At 65.3% G+C, this 21,402-nt stretch carries 18 protein-coding genes, 1 tRNA gene and 1 pseudogene; 8 read left to right on the top strand and 12 right to left on the bottom strand.

Going from position 1 to position 21,402, the window contains the following annotated elements; genetic code table 11:
* Positions 1-18: 18 nt before the first annotated feature.
* From G9465_RS12935 to G9465_RS12920, 4 genes and pseudogenes are all read right to left on the bottom strand, one after another.
* Positions 19-2,052 (bottom strand): SpoVR family protein, encoded by a 2,034-nt coding sequence (locus G9465_RS12935; RefSeq protein WP_166970626.1) that lies wholly within the window; start codon positions 2,050-2,052, stop codon positions 19-21.
* Positions 2,049-3,364 (bottom strand): annotated as a pseudogene (locus G9465_RS12930) (YeaH/YhbH family protein). Before G9465_RS12930 ends, G9465_RS12935 begins: the two are co-directional and overlap by 4 nt.
* Positions 3,355-5,637 carry a PrkA family serine protein kinase gene (locus G9465_RS12925; RefSeq protein ID WP_166970624.1) on the bottom strand — a complete coding sequence of 761 codons (2,283 nt, stop codon included), beginning with the start codon at positions 5,635-5,637 and terminating at the stop codon, positions 3,355-3,357. The pseudogene G9465_RS12930 and the gene G9465_RS12925 overlap by 10 nt, the downstream one beginning before the upstream one ends.
* Positions 5,638-7,710 carry a PrkA family serine protein kinase gene (locus G9465_RS12920; RefSeq protein ID WP_166970622.1) on the bottom strand — a complete coding sequence of 691 codons (2,073 nt, stop codon included), beginning with the start codon at positions 7,708-7,710 and terminating at the stop codon, positions 5,638-5,640.
* A 452-nt stretch (positions 7,711-8,162) separates the two neighbouring features.
* On the opposite strand from G9465_RS12920, the gene G9465_RS12915 reads away from it, so the two are divergent.
* From G9465_RS12915 to G9465_RS12905, 3 genes are read left to right on the top strand one after another with little or no spacing between them, the layout of a single operon-like run.
* Complete coding sequence (locus G9465_RS12915; protein ID WP_166970620.1) at positions 8,163-8,540, top strand: DUF5820 family protein; 378 nt, start codon at positions 8,163-8,165, stop codon at positions 8,538-8,540.
* Between the two features lie 32 nt (positions 8,541-8,572).
* Positions 8,573-9,025, top strand: a complete 453-nt coding sequence (locus G9465_RS12910; RefSeq protein WP_166970618.1) for a UPF0179 family protein — start codon at positions 8,573-8,575, stop codon at positions 9,023-9,025.
* Positions 9,022-9,651: a cupin domain-containing protein gene (locus tag G9465_RS12905; protein WP_166970615.1), complete on the top strand. Its 630-nt coding sequence runs from the start codon at positions 9,022-9,024 to the stop codon at positions 9,649-9,651. Before G9465_RS12910 ends, G9465_RS12905 begins: the two co-directional genes overlap by 4 nt.
* Before the next feature lie 11 nt (positions 9,652-9,662).
* Here the strand turns inward: G9465_RS12905 and G9465_RS12900 are convergent, their stop codons facing one another.
* Genes G9465_RS12900 through G9465_RS12890 form a run of 3 tightly spaced genes read right to left on the bottom strand, consistent with a single transcriptional unit; the run spans position 9,663 to position 11,247 of the window.
* The gene (locus G9465_RS12900; RefSeq protein WP_166970613.1) at positions 9,663-10,451 is read right to left on the bottom strand and encodes a succinylglutamate desuccinylase/aspartoacylase family protein; all 789 of its coding nucleotides are present in this window, start codon (positions 10,449-10,451) and stop codon (positions 9,663-9,665) included.
* A gap of 60 nt (positions 10,452-10,511) precedes the next feature.
* The gene (locus G9465_RS12895) at positions 10,512-10,991 is read right to left on the bottom strand and encodes a DUF309 domain-containing protein (RefSeq protein ID WP_166970611.1); all 480 of its coding nucleotides are present in this window, start codon (positions 10,989-10,991) and stop codon (positions 10,512-10,514) included.
* A gap of 40 nt (positions 10,992-11,031) precedes the next feature.
* Positions 11,032-11,247, bottom strand: coding sequence for a hypothetical protein (locus tag G9465_RS12890; protein ID WP_166970609.1), 216 nt, complete (start codon positions 11,245-11,247; stop codon positions 11,032-11,034).
* A 103-nt stretch (positions 11,248-11,350) separates the two neighbouring features.
* Between G9465_RS12890 and G9465_RS12885 the strand changes: the two genes are divergently transcribed.
* From G9465_RS12885 to G9465_RS12870, 4 genes are all read left to right on the top strand, one after another.
* Positions 11,351-11,434, top strand: a tRNA-Leu gene (locus tag G9465_RS12885).
* Between the two features lie 296 nt (positions 11,435-11,730).
* On the top strand, positions 11,731-11,928 hold the full coding sequence (locus G9465_RS12880) for a hypothetical protein (RefSeq protein ID WP_166970607.1): 198 nt from the start codon (positions 11,731-11,733) through the stop codon (positions 11,926-11,928).
* Positions 11,929-11,984: 56 nt separating this feature from the next.
* A complete protein-coding gene (locus tag G9465_RS12875; protein WP_166970605.1) occupies positions 11,985-12,821 on the top strand; it encodes an inositol monophosphatase in 837 nt (278 codons plus the stop codon).
* 88 nt (positions 12,822-12,909) lie between these two features.
* Positions 12,910-14,058: a DUF63 family protein gene (locus G9465_RS12870; RefSeq protein ID WP_166970603.1), complete on the top strand. Its 1,149-nt coding sequence runs from the start codon at positions 12,910-12,912 to the stop codon at positions 14,056-14,058.
* Position 14,059: 1 nt separating this feature from the next.
* Here G9465_RS12870 and G9465_RS12865 read toward each other — a convergent pair whose 3' ends face one another.
* From G9465_RS12865 to G9465_RS12850, 4 genes are all read right to left on the bottom strand, one after another.
* Positions 14,060-14,212, bottom strand: a complete 153-nt coding sequence (locus tag G9465_RS12865) for a hypothetical protein (protein ID WP_166970601.1) — start codon at positions 14,210-14,212, stop codon at positions 14,060-14,062.
* Positions 14,213-14,293: 81 nt separating this feature from the next.
* Entirely contained in the window at positions 14,294-16,003 is a 1,710-nt protein-coding gene (locus G9465_RS12860) for a YcaO-like family protein (protein ID WP_166970599.1), read from the bottom strand.
* Positions 16,004-16,034: 31 nt separating this feature from the next.
* Complete coding sequence (tbsP, locus tag G9465_RS12855) at positions 16,035-16,853, bottom strand: transcriptional regulator TbsP (protein ID WP_166970597.1); 819 nt, start codon at positions 16,851-16,853, stop codon at positions 16,035-16,037.
* A 210-nt stretch (positions 16,854-17,063) separates the two neighbouring features.
* On the bottom strand, positions 17,064-19,136 hold the full coding sequence (locus tag G9465_RS12850; protein WP_166970595.1) for a hypothetical protein: 2,073 nt from the start codon (positions 19,134-19,136) through the stop codon (positions 17,064-17,066).
* Positions 19,137-19,312: 176 nt separating this feature from the next.
* Between G9465_RS12850 and glyA the strand changes: the two genes are divergently transcribed.
* Positions 19,313-20,560: a serine hydroxymethyltransferase gene (gene glyA / locus G9465_RS12845; protein ID WP_166970593.1), complete on the top strand. Its 1,248-nt coding sequence runs from the start codon at positions 19,313-19,315 to the stop codon at positions 20,558-20,560.
* 75 nt (positions 20,561-20,635) lie between these two features.
* Here glyA and G9465_RS12840 read toward each other — a convergent pair whose 3' ends face one another.
* The gene (locus G9465_RS12840) at positions 20,636-21,325 is read right to left on the bottom strand and encodes a helix-turn-helix domain-containing protein (RefSeq protein WP_166970591.1); all 690 of its coding nucleotides are present in this window, start codon (positions 21,323-21,325) and stop codon (positions 20,636-20,638) included.
* Positions 21,326-21,402: the final 77 nt, after the last annotated feature.

Raw genomic sequence — 21,402 nt, 5'->3', positions numbered from 1 at the left:
AGAGCGGGCAAAGAGCGCTCAGGCAAGCCACTCGTCGGGCTTGGTGTTGTAGTCGATGTCCGTCGCCGCGAGGTGTTCGACGTCGCTCCACGGGACGTCCTCGATGGTGACTTCGTCGCCGTCGTAGCGTAGTCGCTTGCCGACCTCCTCCGGTTCGGGTTCGCGGTCACGGCGCTTCGCGACCTCGATGTCGTGGTCGTCGAACTCCTTGGTGATGGTCAGCAGGTTCACCGGCCGCCCCCAGAGTTCGAAGACGCGCTTTAGGACCGCCGTCGCTTGACTCCGGTCGAGCATCACGCCGTTGTACTGGTGGGTCAAGAGCAGTTCGTTGCGGTTCTGGTAGTTGCCGTCCTCGACGACGACGGTTGGTTTGCCGAAGTTCGTGAAGTTCAGCATCAATTTCTTTTTGACGTCGGCGTGGTCCGTCGAGGTGACCCGGTAGTCGCCGGAGGCGTGGGTGTACTCGTAGGTGAAGTAGTCGTTGTCGTCGACGAACTCCTGCGTGAGGAACTCGTCTAAGAACGTCACGTCGTTGTGGCTCTCGCGAATCTCGCGCATCCGCTCCCAGCCGCGGGTGTACTCGACGTCGGCCAGCGCTTCCTCGATGCTGTCGTACCGGGCGTCGTCGAACATGTATCGGGAGACGCGCTCCAGTTCCTCCTGTCCGACCCGCGAGACGAACCCGCGATACTGGGGCTTTACCAGCGAGTAGTGCCGCTGGGCCAGCCCCTCGTAGGTCAGGGCCTTCCACGGATAACGTTCGACGTCGAACTCTCCGTCGCGGGCCGCTTCGAGGCCCTCGGCGTCCACGCGCGGGTCCTCGGGGTCGAGTTCGTCGAGGTGGCCGGCCACGTCGCGGAGCCACGCGGGCGGTTCGAGGTGCTCTTGCACCTCTGTGAAGTCCACGACATCGCCGAACGTCCGCCACGTGACGCCGTCGACGCGGAGCAACCGCTCGACGACTTCCCGACGGTTCTCGGTGTTCTCGACGTACTCCCATATCTCCATGCCGAGTTTGTACGGGTTCAGCCCCGGCGAGCCAAGCACCTGTGCCATGTGGTCGGCGTAGAGGACGAACTCGTCGTCGCCGGCGAAGCGCTCGCCGGTCATCATCAGCGACTCCCAGTAGGCGGCCCAGCCCTCGTTCATGACCTTCGTCATCTTCTGGGGGGCGAAGTAGTACGCCTCGCGGCGGAGCATCTCCAGTACGTCTTTCTGCCAGTCGGCCATCTCGACGGCCTTCTCGGCGTCCTCGTCGTAGGCCATGCCGTGTTTTCGGAGGAAGCCGAGGACGTCTTTCTCCGGTTGGGCCGGGAACGAGACGCCCTCTCCCTCCTCGACCTGTGCGTCTAGCCACTCGTCGTCGAACACCTGTCGCTTGACCTCATCGGAGAGGTCCAGTTCGTCCAGTTGCTCGGTCACGTCGACGCCTTCGATGTCCTCGAAGTGCTCCTCGGCCGTCTCGACGGGGCTGTACGGTTGGTGCTGGTCGATGTTGTCCTCGAGACAGAGGACGTGGTCGATGAACCGTTCGACGGCGCCGCGCTCTATCTCGGGGTCCTGCATGTACTCCCGGATGGCGTCGGCGTGGCGAGCGAGCATCCCGGCGGCGTCGGGGCCTCTGTCGCGTCCCTCCTCGCTCGCCGACCGGGGCGCGCCGTCGCTGAACATCTTGAACCACTTGTTGTTCGCGAAGAAATCGGCGTGGGCCTCGACGTGCGTGATGACCGCCTTCTGGTCGGCCAGCGTGTTCGACTCCTGTAAGAAGGCGTGTGACGGGTCGTCGTTGTTGACGATTTCGAAGGCCTTCCCGCCGAGGAACTGGCCCTGCTTCTGCTGGCGGTCGTACTGCATCCCCCAGCGCCAGTGCGGGTACCGCTGCTGGAACCCGCCGTAGGCGATGAGTTCGTTCATCTCGTCGTAGTCGACGACCCAGTAGTTCACCGGGTACGGTGTGAGGCCCAGCCGACGAGCGAGTTTGCCCGCCTCCTGAACCGGTTCTTCGAGGTCGTCGGCGATGCGTTGTTTGGCGAATCTGTCGTCGGTACTCATCCGTTGTCCTCCGTACTCAGTATCTCGTAGATGGCCTCGACCACGTCCCCCGGCGAGGAGACGTAGGCGACGGCGACGTTGTCGCTGTCGCGGAACGTCCGTTCGACTTCCTCGGCGTGGGTGGCGTTGATCGCGTTCCCGCTCGGTTGGGTCTCCACGTAGGCGTGGAGGTTCGCGGGAATCTGCTCCATCAGCGGGATGACCTTCTCCTCGGTGTCGTTCGAGGAGTTCTCGCTGTCGCCCGCCGCGAACACGTAGCGGTTCCACTCGCTCCACGGGTACTCCTCTTCGAGTCGCTGTGCGGCGAGTTCGTACGCACTGGAGATGCGCGTCCCGCCGCCCGAGCGGATGCCGAAGAACTCCTCGCGTTCGACCTCCCACGCGTCGGCGTCGTGGGCGATGTAGACGAACTCGGCGTTGTCGTACTTCCCTTGGAGGTACCAGTCCAGCGGCGTGAACGTCCGCTCGACGAGTTCGCGCTTCTTCTGGCGCATCGACCCGGAGACGTCGCGGATGTTGACCACGACGACGTTCTTCTCGCGCTCCTCGACGATTTCGGGGTAGCGGTAGCGCTCGTCCTCCCGGCGGAACGGAATCTCGTCGACGCCCTCGCGTCGGATGCGCGTGGGGGCGTCCTCTTCCTCGACGTTGGCCTCCATCTCCTCGATGGTGTCCCACGCCCCCGTTCGCTCGACGGGACGTCCTCGTAGGCGTCCTCTATCCACGCCTTCGAGACGGGGATGTTCTTTCCGCGGGCCCACTCGAACACCGTCGCCGGCCCCCAGCCGTCGACTTTCAGCGCCTCGCGGACGTAGTCCTCGTCGAAGTCCATCGCGAGCTTTCGCTTCAGCCCCTTCTTGAACAGGCGCTCGAAGTCCAGCGTCGAGGAGGGGCCGGTTCGTGTGATGTCGGTGAAGTCGCCTTCCTTCTCCTCGATGACCTTCTTGCCCTTCGGTTCGAGGTCCAGTCCGAGTTGCTCGTCGAGTTCCTTCGCGAACTCCTCGGGGTCCATCTCGTAGTACTCGTGTTCGCCGCCCTCCTCGCCGGGTTCGCCGTCCTCGTCGCCGTCGTCGCCCGGCTGGGGCTGTGGCTGGCCGACCGGGTCGCCCGGTTCGGCGCCGTCACCCTGCCCGACGCCGCCCTTGTCGCGCTGGTCGTAGGCGAACTCCGGGAGGTCGACTATCTTGATGGGGATGCGCACTTCGTCGCCGCGGGACTGCCCCAAATCGCCGTACTGGATGAACTCGGCGAGGTCCTGCCGGCGGTCCTCTCCCACCTCACGGTACCGTTCGAGGTCGTCTTTCAGTCCCATCGGTAACTCACCTGATTCATGACGTGCCGGCTGGTCAGTTCGGCGGCGGCCTCGCTGTAGCCGTGCATATCGACCATGTTCTCGATAGTCATCTCCTTGAGTCGGGCCGTCTCGGTCCCCGACGGTGGCTCGTCCCACTGCCGCGGGTCGAAGTCCTCGTAGGTCCGCTTGACGTCGTCCCAGTCGTGGCTCCCGAGAACGGTCTTGATGACCGGAATCTCCTTCGGCGAGACGTCGCCGACGCGGAACTCCTCGTCCCGGCGTTGCCACGCGTGGCGGTTCAGCGCCGTGATTATCTTGTCCGTCCGGAACGCCTCGACGGCCTCGTCCGGGTCGTTGTCGTCGTAGTTCTCCTCGTCGAACCGACCGAGGTGCTCTATCTCGAACACCTTCATCTTCAGCGGGTCCGGGTCGACGTACTCGCCGCGTTCGTTCTCTATCTGGTCGTCGGAGGCCCACGCGTAGACGTGTTCGATGTACTCCTCGACGGTGGCCTCGTCGACGCGCTTGTCCCGCATCATCGCGTCTAACACGTCTCGCTCCTGTTCGCCGAAGACGTGGTTCTTGACGGGGACGACGCGCTCCTCGTACTCGGTGGCTTCCGCCGCCGAGAACACTGGGGCGTCGCCCATCCCTTCGGCCACCGCGTTCAGCACGTCTCGGGGCATGATGACGTGTTCGACGGGCAGGTCCGGGTGGTGGCGGTCCTGGGTCTCGTGGAGGAGGTCCGCGACCACGTCACGGACGTAGGTCACGGGGATGCCGTGGTCCCCGTCGTGGTCCGTCGTCTCCAGGTCGTAGTCGTCGATGTCGATTCGCTCGTCGCCCTCCATCAGGTAGCCCCGGTCGAACAGGAGCGCTTTGTCGACGAGGTCCAGTCCGTTCGGGACGTTCGAGGCGTCGAGTCGCGAGGCGACGGCGTACAGCGCGGCGGCCTCGATGGTGTGTGGCGCAAGTTCCTTGTCCGTCGCCGACGCCACGTCGTCACGGACCGAGACGGTCACTGGCTCCTGAATCCACGTCTCCAGTTCCTCCCACGAATCGGGGTCCCAGACAGTCGTCTCGTTGGTCAGTTCCCGCCGGAGCAGTTGGGCCTCCAGCGAGAGGTTCGTCAGGTACGTGAACTCGTGTTTGTCCAGCCGACGTTTCAGCGCCTTCAGCGGGTCCTGTCCCTCTCGGTCGGCGTGCTGGTTCAACTGTGCCTCCAAATCGGGGTTCGAGATGATGACCAGTTGCGTATCGACGTCCATCCCGATGCCCTTGTCCAGTTTGACGCGACTCTCGTCGGGGACGTTCAGCAGTTTCTGGAGCAGGTCGGCGTGCTGTGCGGCGTCTTCGACCACCGTCAGCAGGCCGTTGCCCTGCGAGAGGACGCCGTCGTAGGAGAACGCCTGCGGGTTCTTCCGACCCCGCGAATCTAGTTCGCGGAGCATCCCGTGCATCCACGACCCGACCAGTCGCTCCTTGGGCGTCCCCTCGTCCTCGGAGTGGAGGACGCCGATGCCGTGGCCCACGTCGACGACGAAGTTTTTCACCCGCAAGTGCGAGGGATCCGTGACCGCCGAGAACAGGTCCTCGGTGCCCTGCCGTCGGTACTGCTCTTCGAGGTAGTCGTAGGCCTCTCTGGAGAACGGGTCCAGTTCGCCGTCGACGTGAATATCGATGTGATCGTCCAGTCGCTCGTTGATTTCGGCCAGCAGGTCGGTGCGGACGTCCGGCGGGAACACCGTCAGCGGGTGTACCTGCACCGGACTCTCGTACCAGTCGTCCTCGTCTTCGACCGGTGCGTCGCCGTAGGTCAGGGCGCTGTCGCTCCCGCCCGCGCCGGCGACGTTCCACTCGACGGTGTATCGCCGGCCTTCGGGCGTCTTCGAGTACTCCCGAAGGCCGTTGATCAGACACCGCTTCAGTTCGGACTTCCCGGTCGCCGTGGGGCCTTCCAGCCACACTATCTTCTCGTCTTTCCCGCGCCCCGCGGCGATAGAGCGCAGGTCGTCGACGAAGGCGTTCAGCACCTCCGTATTTCCGAGGATGGCGTGTTCCCCGTCGTTGTACGGGTCGTCGAAAAAGCGGTAGCGCTCTTTCTCCTCGCCTTCCTCGATGACGGTGCGCGTGCCCGCCGCCTCGATGGCTGCGAGCATGTACTTCGAGGCGTGTGCGGCTATTTCGGGCGTCTCGAGGACGGTGTCGACGTACTCGGCGAGGCTCATCGGCGCCTCGTAGGTGGCGTCCAGCGAGTCGTCCGCCCGGCCGATGTACTCCTCGCCGCTCATCTAGTCCTCCATCTCGCTTTTAGCGACCTCCGCGCCGGCGAACTCGAGCACTTCACGGGCACCTTCTTCGGAGTAGTCCTGCTCGATCAGGGCGTCTATCCACTGATTGCGTTCGTCGTCGTCCATCTCGCCGGAGGACACCAGCGCCGAGAAGTTGATGTTGTGTTTCTTGTCTTCCCAGAGTTTGCGCTCTAAGGCGCGGCGCAGGCGGTCGTTGTCCTGCGGGTTGAACGTATCGCCCTCGCGTGCTCTCCGTGAGACCCAGTTCGACACCTCCTGCCGGAAGTCGTCCTTTCGGTCCTCCGGCAGGTTCAGTTTCTCCTCGACGGAGCGCAGGAACTGCTCGTCCGGTTCCTGCTCGCGGCCCGTCAGTTCGTCCTCGACGGTGTCGTCGTCGATGTAGGCCATGACGTGGTCCATGTACTTCTCTCCCTGTCGCCGAATCTCGTCCATGTCGTAGGCCAGCGCGTGGCGCACGTCCTCGATGGCCCGTTCCTTGTACTCTTCGCGGACGAGTTCGAGGAAGCGGTAGTACTGGTCGAAGGACTCCTCGTCGATGGAGCCGTGGTTCTCTAAGTTGCCTTCGAGGTGGTTGAACGTCGTCAGCGGCGAGAGGAACTGCCTGTCGCGGTGCATCGAGTCCATGATGGCCTCGGCTATCTCGTCGCCGATGAACCGGGGCGAGACGCCGTCCATCCCCTCGCCGATGTCGGCGGTGGTGGCGGCCTCGTCGCGGAGTTTCTTCACGTCGATGTCGTCGGCCTCGTCTATCTCGCCGTTGTAGGCTTTGGCCTTCTGGACGAGGTCGACGGACTCCGTATCTGGTTCCTCGATGCGGGTGAGGACGCCGAACAGGCCGGCCATCTCCAGCGTGTGGGGTTCGACGTGGATGTCCGGTAAGTCCGCGTTCCGGAGCATCTTGTTGTATATCTTCGCCTCCTCCTCGTACTGGAGGACGTACGGGAAGTCGATGCGTTTCGTCCGGTCGTTGAACGCCTCCATCTTCTCGTCGCCCTTCTTGTCCCGGTACTCGGGCATGTTCGTCCGGCCGACGATGACCTGATCGATGTCGATACGCGGGTTGTTCTTCGGCTTGATAGTCTGTTCCTGACTGGCGTGCAGGAAGTCATAGAGGAACTCTCGCTGGAGTTTCAGCAGTTCCTCACCGGAGAAGATACCGCGGTTGGCGTTACAGAACGCCCCGGAGTAGTCGAACGCCCGCGGGTCGCTCTCGCCGTAGATAGCTATCTTCGAGTAATTGACGTCACCCGTCAGTTCCGTCTCGTCTTGGTTCTTCTTGTCTTTGGGTTCGAACGTCTCGATACCCTGTCGCTGGTTCTCGTCGGCGACGAACCGGACGATTTCGACGTGGTTCTCTAAGACGGCCTGCAGGTCGTCGTCGTAGTTGGCCAGCAGGCGGTCCATGTAGAACTCCGAGGCGGGGTCGAGCGCCTGTTCGTTCCGGATGGTGTAGGGGGCGTCGAGTTCCTCGTTGATGTCCTCGATGACCCTGTCTCGCTGGTCCTGTGGGAGCAACACCATCGGGTCCTGATTCATCGGCGACCGGACCACGTCGTCGGCCGGGTCCTGGTCGCCGATGACGTCACAGAGGTTCGTCCAGCGGAACGTGTACATCCGCCCCTCGTCGCGGCGGGTGTAGTCCTCGAAGTACCGACGGACCTGTCGGTCGAAATCGGACTTCCCGGACCCGACGGGACCGAGCAGTAACTTGATTCGTTTCTCTGGACCGAGACCCCGCGCTCCGGACTTGACCTTGTTCACGAACTCGTGTATCGCCTCGTGGACCTCGCGGCCGTAGAAGGTGTTCTCGCCGTCGTGAAGCGGGTCTTCGCTGGCTATCTCGTACTCTACGACGCCGGCGTCCTCGTCGTAGGACGTCCCGTAGTAGTCGAACATGTCCGCGACGCGCTGGTGAGCGTTGCGGGCGATTCGCGGTTCGTCGTACAGTTGGTCGAGATACCAGTCGAAACTCCGCGTCGTCCGGAGATCGGCCGGTATCGTGTCTTGGTACTCCTTGCTCAGCGCTTCCAGTGTCTCTTTGTTCTTGCTCATGCTATCTCGGTGAGTTCGGCACGCGATGGCACGCGGGCACGCAGGGCCAGCGTGTCGGACTCAGTACACCGATGCCACCAACTGCCGCTCCGTGCGTGCAGGCGGGCGGCCGCGGTAGGGCCCGTTATTGCGGGCCGGTAGTCGTACCATGCCATGTGTGCTGGCTGGGTGGTCGCGGGGACGGACCCACCCCAGTGGTAACGGGTGACAGTGGGTTACTGTTTCCGATACTATTTAACACATGAGTGCTTCAACATCAAGAACCTTTTCCCGTTACCCATATAACGCCGGGTTTTCGACGCCTCGAATCAGGGCCTAATACGGAGACGGCATCGCTGAGGTACGGATTCACACGAGGGTGAGCGCCGAGACGCTTTATAAGTAACCCTCCCGAAAGCGGGCGACGAGTCAGTAGTCGATAGAGTATTGCCTGCCGAGACGAAGCCGTCGGTATGGACCTCGACGGACTGGCCGACGACTGGACGGTCTGGAACGAGACCGAGGCGAAACTCATCCTCGCGTACCGTCCGGACGTCTTCGACAGCCAGAACTTCCCTGCGCCCTGTCTCCCGACGATATACCTCACACGGGGGAAACGAACCCGCCGACCCGGCCTCGACCGGTCAGGCGATGACTGGTACGTCACCCTGTATCTGGAACCCGAAGTGGACCGCGACGCCGAGTCCTTCGAGGACCGGGCGTCCGCGGTCGACGCCGCCGTCGACCTCGCGAACCGCTTTGCCTCGGGCGAGGTCGACTACCGCTCGCTGTATCAGGTACCGCGCGATGACTACCTCGACGAACTCGACGACCTGACCGGCCGGTCCTGACCCTTAAATTCCGCCCGGATCTATCTCTCACTATGACTACTGTAACGCTCGTCGGGACGCGCCTCGCGGAGGTGGGCGAGGAGTTCGTCTACCACGGCGAGGCCGACGGTTGTGCCGGGTGTCCGTACCGGACCCAGTGTCTCAATCTCACGCCCGGCCGCCGCTATCGCATCACCGAGGTCCGCGAGAGCGGCCAGACGCTCGACTGCGCGGTCCACGACACCGGCGTCCGCGCCGTCGAGGTCGAACCTGCCCCCATCCGTGCCAACGTCCCGACCAAAGGTGCCTACGCCGGCAGCAACGCGTCGCTGGCAGGCCCCTGTCCCCACACCGAATGTCCGAGCCACCAGTACTGTGAGCCGATGGGCGCCGAGTTCGACGAGGAGTACCGCATCGAGGAGGTCGTCGGCGACCCGCCACACGACTACTGCATGCTCGACCGGGACCTCACGCTGGTCGAGTTGGACGCCCCCGACGACGCGTGAGCGACGCGGCCGGGACCGAGACTGACGCCGACGACTCGCCGTTCGGCCACACGCACTTCGTCGACGACGACTGTCTGGCGAGTCCGCCGGCCGGGAAAGTCGTCCGATTCCGCGAACGACCCGACGACCCCGAAACCGACCCGCTCCGGTTCGATATGTGGCTGGCCGCCGAGGGGTCACACGGTCCGATGCGTCACGTCCACCCCGAGCAAGTGGAACGGCTGTCCGTGCAGTCCGGGACGATGGGTATCGCCCACGAGGGCGACCGACGGCAGTTGACCGCCGGTGCGACGGCCGTCGTCCCTGCCGGCGACGTCCATCGGTTCTGGAACGCCGGGGACGATGTGCTTCACATCAGGGGGTCGGTGGCGCCCGGCCTCCGCACCGAACAGTTCATGCGGGTGACCTACGGCCTCGCCCGCGACGGTGCCCCGGTCACGTCGTCGGGGATGCCGCTGAACGTCCTCAGGTTGGCGGTGGTGCTCGACGAGTTCGACGACATGCTGTTGCTCGCGCACCTCCCCCTGTGGCTCCAGTTGCTCGGGATTCGCACGACCGCAGTCCTCGGTCGCGCCGTCGGCTACGACAACCGCTACCCCGAGTATCTGCCGGTGAGACGTGAGTGACGGCGTCGACCTCAGTCGAGGACGCCGACGTGATCAGCCGTGTAGCCGAAGACGTCCTCGTACCCTTCCGCAGAGAGGAGGATGGGGTGGAACGGTTCGTCGGCGAGGACCTGATTGCCGTCGGCGGCGGCGATGGGTTCACCGGCCGCCAGTTCCTCGAAGTTCCGGGCGTACACTTCGTACTCGTCGGCGGCGGCCTTCGGAATCGGGTCGCCGAGCTGGAACACCGGGAGCGACTCGGCCCGGGTCGGCGCCGGGTCGTCGGTGACGCCCGTCGCGGCGAGGAACTCGCGGATGACCTGTTCGGCGTTGGCGGCCGCCTCCGGCGACCCCTGATACCCACACTCCACCTCGATGGCGGCGGGGACGACCGAGAAGAGTCGACCCTCGTTGGCTCCCTTCGTCATGACCACCGCGTCGACTGAGAGTTTCGGACAGATGTCCCGGGCGAGCGGCGTCAGGTCGTCGACGAGCGCGAACATGCCGTCGTAGGACTGGGTGGAGTGCAGCGACAGCACGGTACAGCCACGCAGTTCGGCGGCGAGTTCGGCGGCCAGTCGGTCTTCGCGGGCCTCGCTTTCGGGGTCGCCGGGGAACGCTCGATTGAGGTCGGTATCGAGGTATCGCTCGCCGGCGGCCAGCGCCGCCTCGTTGCCGACGACGAACTTCACCGGCCGAGAGACGGTCGGCGGGTCCGCGAGGACCGCCTCGATACCGTCCCGACCGCACGGCTCGTCGCCGTGGATGCTCCCAACGACGGCGACGTCCGGTTCTCCCTCACCCAGTTGTTCCACTCGCATTCGGTCGTAGTTGTGCTCCCGGCCATTAGAGTCGTGTGGATTCCGTGCGGCGACCGAGTGTCAGTCGAGGTCCTCGGCGAACGCGAAGTCGGTCTCGTCGGCGACCGGGTAGCCGCCGTCGAGTCGTATCTGCCAGCCGTCGAGCACGCTCGGGTCCTGCAGCGCGTTCGTCACTGTCGTCCGAACGTCCAGTAAGTCGACGCCGTAGTAGTCGTTGGGAACCCCGCGAAAGTACTGCAGCGAGGTGCGAAACAGCGAGCGCATCCCGTCGTCGTCCTCGAAGTCGAAGTGCTTGTAGGCGCCAGCGGCCACCTGTACCATCCCGTGGAGGAACTTGCTCTCGGTGGACCCCCGGCCGTAGTTGTACCACTCGTCTTCGAAGCAGTCGTGTGAGTCGTGAAACTCCCCGGCGTTGTACAGACGGACGCCGTGAACGACGGCCCGCCGGAGCGTCGCGTGCTCCCACTGCCCGTCCGCCCGCCATCCGGCCGGGTCGCCGTCCGGCGGGGCGACAGTCGGGTCTCGCGTGTGTTCGTCCATACTCCTCGTTCGTGACCTGCATGGGTCAATCCACCGGTCCTCAGAGGTCCTTCCCGCACTCGGGACAGACGCTATCCGAGGCCGCCGTCGAGTGGTGACAGCGGGGGCAGACGATGGTGTCTCCCGCCCCCGGGTCGTGATACTCGCCGGTGTTCCGGAGCGCGTAGACGACGATGGCGGCGAGGAGCAACGCTAGAAGGACACCGACGACCGGTAGCGCCCCACCCATCTGAATCGGGGTCGCGAGGGACGGCATACGTCGCCACTCGCGTTCCACGCTGTTAGTCGTTTGCCCGCCGCCACAGTTCCGTACGACATTTATACCACACCGCCGTCAGAACGTGATGCGAGCAACGCGTGCGAGGGTAGCCAAGCCAGGAAACGGCGGCGGACTCAAGATCCGCTCCCGTAGGGGTCCAAGGGTTCAAATCCCTTCCCTCGCACTGTTGGACCGATACGGTCCCTCGCACACAGTGCCGGAAGACTCGCACGGAGCGGTCTTCCCTCGCAAACTCTCTGAACCACACCCACCAGCGACGGCGCTGGACACCGGCCGCGCCGCGACGGCTCCACCGGCTTGGTCCCGATGCATAGATTGCTCCGTGGGCGGAGCCGACGACGTGGCATTAGGCCGTCTCTACGGAAGATAATCCGTGTATCGTCTCTCACTAATATGGGAGTGTCAGCCGATCTCTCACATATGAGTAGTTTTATACGGGGACGTGAGTTAATAACTCGCATGGCAACCGACCAGTCCGACGGTTCGGGTATCCGAGTGCCACCGCTGGAGAACACGGCGTTTTTCTCCATCGAAGCGGACGACGACTACGTCCGCATCGAGCAATCGCTCGGGAATCAGGTACTGTACACGCCCGAGGAGGCCCGGGACATCGCACAGTCCATCTTGGACGCCGTCGACGAGGCCAGCCACGAGTAGTCCCTCCCTTTTCCTGAAACCGAGGTGGTAAGTCCCCAGCCCTGCCAGCCCCGGGCATGCCAGATGCACATCACCGAGCGGCGCTCGCCGAACGTGCTGCCCGGGCCGGGGGCGTCGTCGCGCGGCAGGCGTTCCGTGGCGACCTCGCCGTCGAGACGAAGGCCAACAAGAACGACCTCGTGACGGAGGCCGACCGGGACGCGCAGGGACAGGTGGTCGCGACGGTCCGTGAGGAGTTCCCCAACGACGCGTTCGTTCTGGAAGAGGACGTGGTCACGTTGAGCGGGCCCGAGACCGGCGAGACGGACCCGTCCGTCCTCGACGAGGTCCCGGCGACCGGACCGGTGTGGGTCGTCGACCCGATAGACGGGACCGCGAACTTCGTCCGCGGGAACCGGACGTGGGCGACGAGCGTCACCGCAGTCGAGGACGGCGAACCGGTCGGGTCGGCCACCTACCTCCCGTCCGAGGGCGACCTCTTTGCCGCCGGACCGGAGAGCGCGACGCGGGACGGCGCGACCCTCTCCGTGAGCGAGCGCAGCGACCCCGAGACGTTCGCCGTCGCGCCGGTCGGCTGGTGGGACCGTGACGACCGAACCGAGTTCGCCGACCTGTGTGGCGCCGTCGTCGGCCGGTTCGGCGACATGCGGCGCATCGGGAGCTTTCAGGCCACACTCGCGTACGTCGCCGACGGGGCGCTGGACGGGGCCGTCTGTACGAACCCGAACCACCCGTGGGACACGCTGGCCGGTGTCCACATGGTCCGACAGGCCGGCGGGACGGTGACCGACGCCGACGGCGAGCGCTGGCGCCACGACAGCGACAGCCTCGTCGCCTCGAACGGCGAAGCACACGCGGAACTGGTCGCGGCGGCGACGGACGCGCTGGACTGAGTCGCTCCCGTCGGTCCGCCGTGTCGGTGTCGCAGCACCCACGCACGCGACCGGAAACCTGAAACCGACGCACGCCGGTGACTCGGCCATGAACACGTTCGAGCAGGTCGTCGACGAGTACGGGGCCGGGCGCCTCTGGGTCGCCTCGTTCGTCGCCATCCTCGTAGCCGGTTTGGGTGCGGTCCTCGCGTTCCCGCGTGCCGTCTGGGACCGGTTCCTCTGGCACTACTTCTGGGGACCGGTGTACGCCGACGCCGAAGCCGCGAGCTGTGCCGTGATGACCGACAGCGGCCCGGAGCCGCTGTACGAGGGCTGTACCGCCGCGGTCCAGCAGGGCCGTATCGTGGCCGAACCCGGCTACACCGTCGTCTCCGAAATCGGCTACATGCTGATTCTGGTGTACATGCTCGTCGGCGTCTATCTCCTGTTGGACCGACTGGAGATCGCCGAGGACCCGAAACTGTACTTCGCGTTCGTGCCGTTCATGCTGCTGGGCGGGGCGCTCCGAACGGTCGAAGACGCGACCGACCGAGCGATCGAAGCCGGGTTCGCACCCATCGTCGACTATCCGCTCAGTTCGCTCATCATCAGCCCGGTCATCTACGGCACGTTGTTCGTCATGACGCTGGCGACGCTGATTCTCTGTCTCAAACTGGACCGGGAGGGGTACGTCGATAGCTACTACCGGTCGACTGCGGCGGTCGGCGGCGTCCTCGTCGCCGTGACTATCCTCTATCTGACTGGCGTGGCGATGACCACGGAGTACTCGACGCTGTACCCGTCGGTCCTGCTCACGACCGTCGGGCTGGCGACGGTGCTGTCCTACGGCCTGTATCGCGCCTTCGAGTCGTTCGCCCCCGAGGTCAACGACGGCACCGGCTACATCGGGTTGGTCGTCATCTGGGGCCACGCCATCGACGGCGTCGCGAACGTCGTGTTGGCCGACTGGCTGGACGTGCTGAACGTCCCGCTGACCTACTACCCGAAACACCCCGCCAACGCGTTCATCATCGCGACGACCGAGGCGCTCCAGCCCGCCGGCCTGACCGCCGCCATCGGTACCTCGTGGCCGTTCCTCGTCGTGAAACTCGTGGTCGCGTCGCTCGTCGTCTGGCTGTTCAACGAGGAGTTCTTAGACGAGAGCCCGCGCTACGCGTTGCTGTTGCTCGTCGCCGTCACCGCGGTCGGTCTCGGACCGGGGACGCGGGACATGCTGCGGGCCACGTTCGCCATCTGACTCAGAACTCTCGCAGCGCCGACTCGGGGTAGTGTCGCACCCCGCAGTTCGGACATTCCGCGACCGCCACCGGCGACCCGTCGGCCGCCGTGGTCTCTACGCGCACGAGGTCGTGTCCGCAATCGCTACACGGGAGGTCGAACTCTGTCACCATGTGTGTCTATGCGCTGTGGTACCGTCTATCACACGACGGTAACTAACGGCGCGGCTCGTATTAAACCATCCGGTAGTCGAGTCAGGGGAACGGATGGTGGTCTCGGCCCAGTCGTGGCTCGAAGCCGAGGGCCGTCGACACCGTCTCCGCGCGGCCGCCGAAGTAGCTCTCGTCGAAGAACAGCGGTTGCGCGGTCGGACAGAACGCCCGGACCGCCTCGAACCCCATCAGTTCGAGGTCCGGCGTCGTGAGTCGGCTTGCGAACGGGGACAGACCAGCATCCACCACCCGGTCGACGAGTTCGTCGAGTTCGGCCTCGCCGGTCGGCACGGAGTCGGGGCCGACGCTCGATATGGGCACGGCCGTCCCCGTCTCAGTCAGCGACGCGGCCGCTTCCGGCCGGTCCGCGTACCATCCGATTGCCCCGTCGGCGTCCTCGGCGTCCTCCGGCCCCATCCCGCGGAGTTCCATCCAGTTCTGGAGCGCTTCTTCGAGCGCCCCGACGGCCGCCTCGGCCGGGTCGAGGCGGGCCGACGACCCCAGCGCGAACTTCGGCCACGTCTCACGTTCGAGGGCGACGGCGACGACGGGCACGTCGACGTCCTGCGTGAGCAACAGCGCCGTCACGTCGAGGTCCTCCGAGCGGGCACGTCGCCGGAGCGCGTCGAACGTCTCGTTGCCCTCGACGACGACTTCGAGCGGGTCGTAGGTGGCGTACCACGAGAGCATCGCCGCGTCGCGTTCGACCACCTCGTAGAGGCCCGAGAGGAGTGCGTCGGTCTCCGAACTTCCCAGTCCGAGTCCCGTCGTCGTCGCCGGTCGAACGGCGCGGGACGGGGGCGGGTAGACGACTACTTCTGCCGGAGCGAGGCGCTGTGTACCCGTGTCGAGGTTCTCTGCAGGGACCCACGGTATCTCGTCACCGCCGCCCCACCCACCGTCTGGAGCGACGAACGCCGCCGGGTCGAGGCGCTCTGCCACCGCCTCGCTGGTCCCCGAAACCATCTCTGCCGCTCGGTAGACGCCGGCGGCGTACCGCTCGTAGCTCTCGCCGAGCGCCTTCATGAACGCCGAATCCCAGTCCGCCGCGACGCCGGCGGCCTGCTGTGGGGCCGTCACGTCGCTGAACCGAGCGGTCTCCGTGAGTTCCGCGAGGTAGTACGGCGCCGGGAACGATTCGGCCTCGCCCACGTTCCGGACGATACCGACTCGCTCGTCGAGGCCGGCCTCCGCGCGGGACAACGCCTCTCGGTCGTGGTCACGGTCCCCAGCGTGAGTGAGCGTCCATCGTTCCGCGTCTCGACACGCACACCCCGGGACTGGGAGGAACTGTCGCTCGGTGTGGGGCAGTTCGAGCACCGTTCCGACGACGACGCCCTCCCCGGCGAGCGCCTGTTCGATTCGCCGTCCCGCGACGGCGCCGACGAACCGCTGCGTGCTTGCGGCGGGGGCCTCGGCGGGGTCCGCCTGCTGGTCGGCGTTCGAGCGCACGCGTTCGGTCAGACAGTCGTAGCAACCGCTTTGCGGGCCGAACCCGGCGATTGCGGCGTCGGTGACGGGAACGCCACCGATGCCGCCGAGTTCGACGGCTACCCACGGCGTCCCGGTCGCTCTCGCACGCTCGTTCGCAGTGCCGAACAGGTCGGCCGTGACCTGCCCGACGACGACACTCAGGTCGGCGTCGCCTGTGAGCGGGTCCTCCCGCCGAACCACCTCAGACGGCGTCTCCGCCAGCGCCGCGACCAACGATTCGACGGCGGGACCGCTCCCGACGACTTCGACAGTACTCATGCCCGGGAAAACACAGAGGGGGCGGAAAAACCTATGCGGCCAGCAGGCTCTGTGCGACCGTCGCCAGTTCGTCGGCGTCGGCGTTTTCGAGGCGTTCGTCCCCGAGCATCAGGCGGAGGCGCGGACGCCCGACGTCGATGGGGACTTTCTCGGTGTCGATGAGCCCCATGTCTTCGAGTTTGGTCTTCGTCCGGGAGAACGTCGCTTTGCTCGCCAGCCCGACGTCCTCGCCCCACTTGCTGATGTCGTACAGCAGCTCGCCGTTCCGGGCGGCCACCAGCAGACTGATGGTCACTTCGTCGAGGCCGTCGCCGTCGCCGCGCGCGGTCGTGAGCGACTCGAGGACGCTGTCGAAGTCCGCCGCGGTCGCTTCGCCGATTTCGCTCTCTAGCGTGCTACGGACCGTGGTGATTGGTGGTGTTCGGAGGGAGTACGCTTCAGCCCCCTCCCACGTGGTCTCGTAGTACTCGTATGCCCCGTCTACGAACTCGCTGTCGTCGGTCCCCAGACCGCCGACAGCGTCGCCGATGGTCACGAGCGCGAACACGCTGTCTGCCGTGACTGCGACCGAGTGGGTCGGCACGTGCGCCAACAGTCGCATCGTCAGGTCGCCGTTCTCGACGAGGTCGGCGGCCGTACTCGCCACCAGAAAGTCGTCCATGACGTCTTTCAGGGCTCGTTCGTCCGCAAGCAGCCGCACTTCCGGAGGCTCTGTCTGTTCGTCTAACGTCGTCACGAGTGCCGAGATGGTGTCTCGGTCCGGGTTCACGACGTATATCGGGCCGTCGGCGTCGTCGAACACCGACGACAGCATCGCACCGACGTCGTCGTTCAATAGGGTTGCACTCATTGTCCCAATGTATGTATTGTGGCTTGTGACATTTAATTTCATCGGCCGATTCGAGTTGAATTCTTGAACACACCAGTCACAGGCACCTTTGCGACGAATTAAATATATGTTCCGGCCCAGCTATCACAAACGAAACTCGATGTCGCTACTAGGTGTGTTCTGTGGGCGCTATTGGCAGCCTAGTGACCCTCCGTGATAATCGCTGGGATATTATGCCGACGCGCGCAGCCGAGTCGCGAGGGTACGGGACCAGTGGAACCCCCCGTCGAAGATGACGGGAACCGAGACCGATTCGAGCGTGTCGACGAGCGTCTCCTCGGTGACCGTCTTCTCGGTCCGTCGTCCGTTCAGCGCGACTTCGCCGTCGAACGGGAGCGTGTACCCGTCGCCGGCGCGCGGGGTCACCACCTCACAGACGAGGTCGTACCCGTCTGCCGTTTCCTGCACCCAGACGACGACCGGGTCGGTCGGGCTTGGCAAGAGTGCGTACGTGCCGTCGCCGACGACGGCGTAGTCGTGCCCCATCATGATACGACGCCGAGCCAACTGGAGGGCCCGCTGTATGCTGAACCCGTTGCTCAACAGGCGAGCGAACGCGGTGCCGACCATCGCCGCGTGTCGGTCGAGGACGTCGTTGAACGTCACCGCACCGGCTACCGCCCCGCGCTCGACGAGGTTCAGCCCCTCCTCGTAGGAGCCACAGGCGTTGAGGAAGAACGTCGGAGTCCGTGCGTGCGATAGCTCGGCTGCCGAGAGGTTGCCGTCGGGACACCGCAGTCCGTCGTCGTCGCAGTGACCGATGAAGTGAACGAAGTCGTTCTCCGCCTCGAAGACGTCGGCGAGTTCGACCGTCGTCAACGACTCACTGACCGTGACGTCCATCGGGAGGTCCGCTGCGCGATAGATCTCGGTGATCGTCCCCCGCTCGTCGCTCATCTGGGTGTCGTTCAGTACGACCGAGACCTGCATGCGGTCGTTGTCGCGGTCCCGGAACCGATACCGGTTCTCGTAGGCCGTCGTCGTCGTCTTGAACGCGTCGATGGGCGTTCCCGGCGCGAGCCACGCCTGCACCCGACTGTTTCCCCTGCGCGGGTCGAGGACAGACGACTGTCGAGCGCTCCCGCGGGTCGGATACGCGTCCGAGAGCGTTCGGTCGAGGAGCTCGTTCCGGTCCAGTTCCGACCCCTCTGAGAGGTAGACGAGGCTCAGTTTGTCGAGCAGGAAGGGCAGACAGCGCGCCCTGTCGTGCGAGGGCCGTGCGTGCGTCGAGAGGTGCCACTCGGGGGCGGCAGCTCGGACCGTCTCCGTCGGGGTCGAGAGATACCGCTCCAGTCTGCCCGCGGGCGACAGTGTCCGCACCGACTGCCGGTCGAGCGAACACGCCTCGAGGAGTTCCGGGGCCGATTCGGGACTCATCCGACGGACGAGACAGTCGAGGTAGAACACCTGTTGTAGCAACGAAGCGACTTCTTTCTGGAACGTCGGAAGCGGACTGAACTCGTGTCTGACGTCGGTTCCTGCGGCGGTCAGTATGGGCCGTTCACGGTCGTCGACGCACACCTCCGCACCGAGGTAGTACGCGAGTGGCGCCGCGACGAACAGTGACTCGACGGTCGACGGCAGACGCAGTTCGATACCCGTCGTCGGCCGTTGTTCCGCGATACTGTCGGGAATCGACACTGTTTCGCCGGTCGTCAGGAGTGGCGGATGGTCCCGCTGGTTCGGATGCGAACGCGAGGGGCTGGTGGTGTGGTGGGCCGCGCTCAGACAGGAGATGCCCGTCGCGAGGCCAGCGGCCGTTTCGGGAACCCGAACGCGGGGGAGGCCGATGGTCGTCTCTCTGGACCCGACGGCGACGGATTTCGACTCCCACAGCGAGAGGACGGTCCCGTCACAGGTCGGGCGAAGCGATGCAGGGCCGTCGAACCGCACGTACAGGCGGAGGGCGTTGCTGGCCAGTGGGTCGCCCGAAGCAGCGTCCGGGGTCGTCTCGGTCGTCCCGCTCAGAAGGAACGACCCGGCCGGCAGTTCGGAGGCCGTCGCGAGCGTGTACTGTGCGTTACAGTCCAGCGCCGTCACGGTGACGTCGTCACACGGAACGAGGAGTTGCGCCGCCTCGCCGCTGTAACACTCGTCCGTCGGCCGCGGTATCGCCTCTTCGCTTTTCTGCCGTCGGTTCGTTAACTGTTCTAGCAGGGCTGTCGAGCACACTGGCTCCTCGTCGCTGACAGATGCGAGGTCAGTCCCACCAGTACTCGCATCTGTCACCCCCCAGGTGACCATGTGATACCCACTGCGTCCTTCTGGATTATATACATACTGGTAACCGAATTTTCACGTCCGGGTGCATGGTTCGGCACCGTCTCGGAGGGGGGTCTTTTCCTCCCCTGTCCTGTCAGTTGGTGGCATACTCTCGGACAAAGGGTAGATTATTGACGGGCGGGTCCGGAGGATGGCACATGACCTACGACACCGTCCGCGAGACGGACCCGGCCGTCGCAGACGCCCTCGAAGGTGAGCGTGCCCGGCAGAACGACACGCTGGCGATGATAGCGAGCGAGAACCACGTCTCCGAAGCCGTCATGGAGGCCCAGAGCTCCGAACTCACGAACAAGTACGCCGAGGGCTACCCCGGCGAGCGCTACTACGGCGGCTGTGAGTACGCCGACGACGTAGAGGAACTGGCCATCGAACGGGCCGAAGAGCTATGGGGCGCAGAACACGTCAACGTCCAGCCCCACTCCGGCTCACAGGCGAACATGGGCGTCTATCTCGGCGTCCTCGAACCGGGCGACAAGATTCTCTCGCTGGACCTCACTCACGGCGGCCACCTCTCGCACGGCCACCCGGCGAACTTCGCCGGACAGGTCTACGAAGTCGAGCAGTACGAGGTCGACGAGGAGAGCGGCTACATCGACTACGAGGGCCTCCACGAACACGCCGAGGAGTACGACCCGGACATCATCGTCTCGGGCTACTCCGCGTACCCGCGCGAGGTCGACTTCGAGCGGATTCAGGAGACCGCCGACGCCGTCGACGCCTACCACCTCGCCGACATCGCGCACATCACTGGGCTGGTAGCCACGGGCGTCCACGAGTCACCGGTCGGCGTCGCCGACTTCGTCACCGGTAGCACGCACAAGACCATCCGCGCCGGTCGCGGCGGCATCATCATGTGCGACGAGGAGTACGCAGACGACATCGACGCCGCCGTCTTCCCGGGTTCGCAGGGCGGTCCCCTGATGCACAACGTCGCCGGCAAGGCCGTCGGCTTCGGTGAAGCGCTCGAACCCGAGTTCGAGACCTACGCCGAACAGACCGTCGACAACGCGAAGGCGCTGGGCGAACGGCTGAAAGAGCACGGCCTCGAACTCGTCTCGGGCGGCACGGACAACCACCTCGTGCTGGTCGACCTCCGTCCGTCCCACCCGGACACCACGGGCAAGGAAGTCGAGGAGAGCCTCGAAGAAGCTGGCATCGTCCTCAACGCCAACACCGTCCCCGGCGAGACGCGCTCCGCGTTCAACCCGTCGGGCATCCGCGCAGGCACCCCCGGCCTCACGACTCGCGGGTTCGACGAGGACGCGTGTCGCGAAGTCGCGGACCTCATCTACGCCGTCGTCGACGCCCCCCACGACGAGGACGTCGTCGCCGAGGTCAGCCAGCGAGTCGACGAACTCACCGACGAGTACACGCTGTACGAGTAACGCGGGGCCCGACGAGAGGTCACACCGCGTCTCGCGGTCACAGTCCCACGCTATCGCTTTTCCGGCCCCGGCGACTCACTCGCCCGTGGCTTTTCCCCGGCCGTGACGTCGGACCAACCGCTCCATGACGCTCGACTCGGCGCGCTGGAGCAACGCCGTCGCCGTCGACTCCGCACAGCCGAGTTCGGCGGCGACGTCCGCCACCGCCGCCGTCCGCGGGACCTCGTAGAATCCCAGTTCGACGGCGGCTTCGACGGCCGCTAGCTGGCGGTCGGTCACCGCGCCGGCGATCGGCGCGTGACGGCGGTCGTACTCGCCGATGGCGTCGACCGTGACGTCGATGTCCGCCGGGAGTCCGTCGAGCATCGCCTGGAGGTCCTCGCTCGCGCCGACGACGGTCATGTCGAAGTCGGCGTGGCTGTCGTAGACGATGGGCGGGACGACCAGGAGGTTCAGTTCGGTGAACGCGCTGCGCCACTGGCGGTCGGCCTCGCGGGTCCGCTGACAGATGTAGACGTAGAACGACCCGTCGTCGATCGGCGTCAGGTCGTACCAGCGGACGGAGTCGACCGACCTGATCGCCGCCTCGTACCGCTCCCGGTCAGCCTCGACGTAGAACAGTTCGTACTCGGTGTCGGGGTCGCCCGCGACGATGCTCCAGGCGCGCAGTTCCTCGTACTGGACGGCGTCGGTCTCCCGGATGAACCGCTGCATGGGGTGGAGCATCCAGTCGGGTTGGCTGAATCGGGCGTCGAGGTATCGCACGGGCGAACGTCGCCACCAAGTTATAAATAACCTAGCTGGCTCGTGACAACTGGCTCGAAGCGTCGCGCGCTACCGAC

Source organism: Haloarcula sp. JP-L23 (genome assembly GCF_011602445.1).
GTDB lineage: Archaea > Halobacteriota > Halobacteria > Halobacteriales > Haloarculaceae > Haloarcula > Haloarcula pellucida.
Note: the sequence above shows the minus strand (reverse complement) of the source record. Positions and strands in the feature narration are given on the sequence as shown.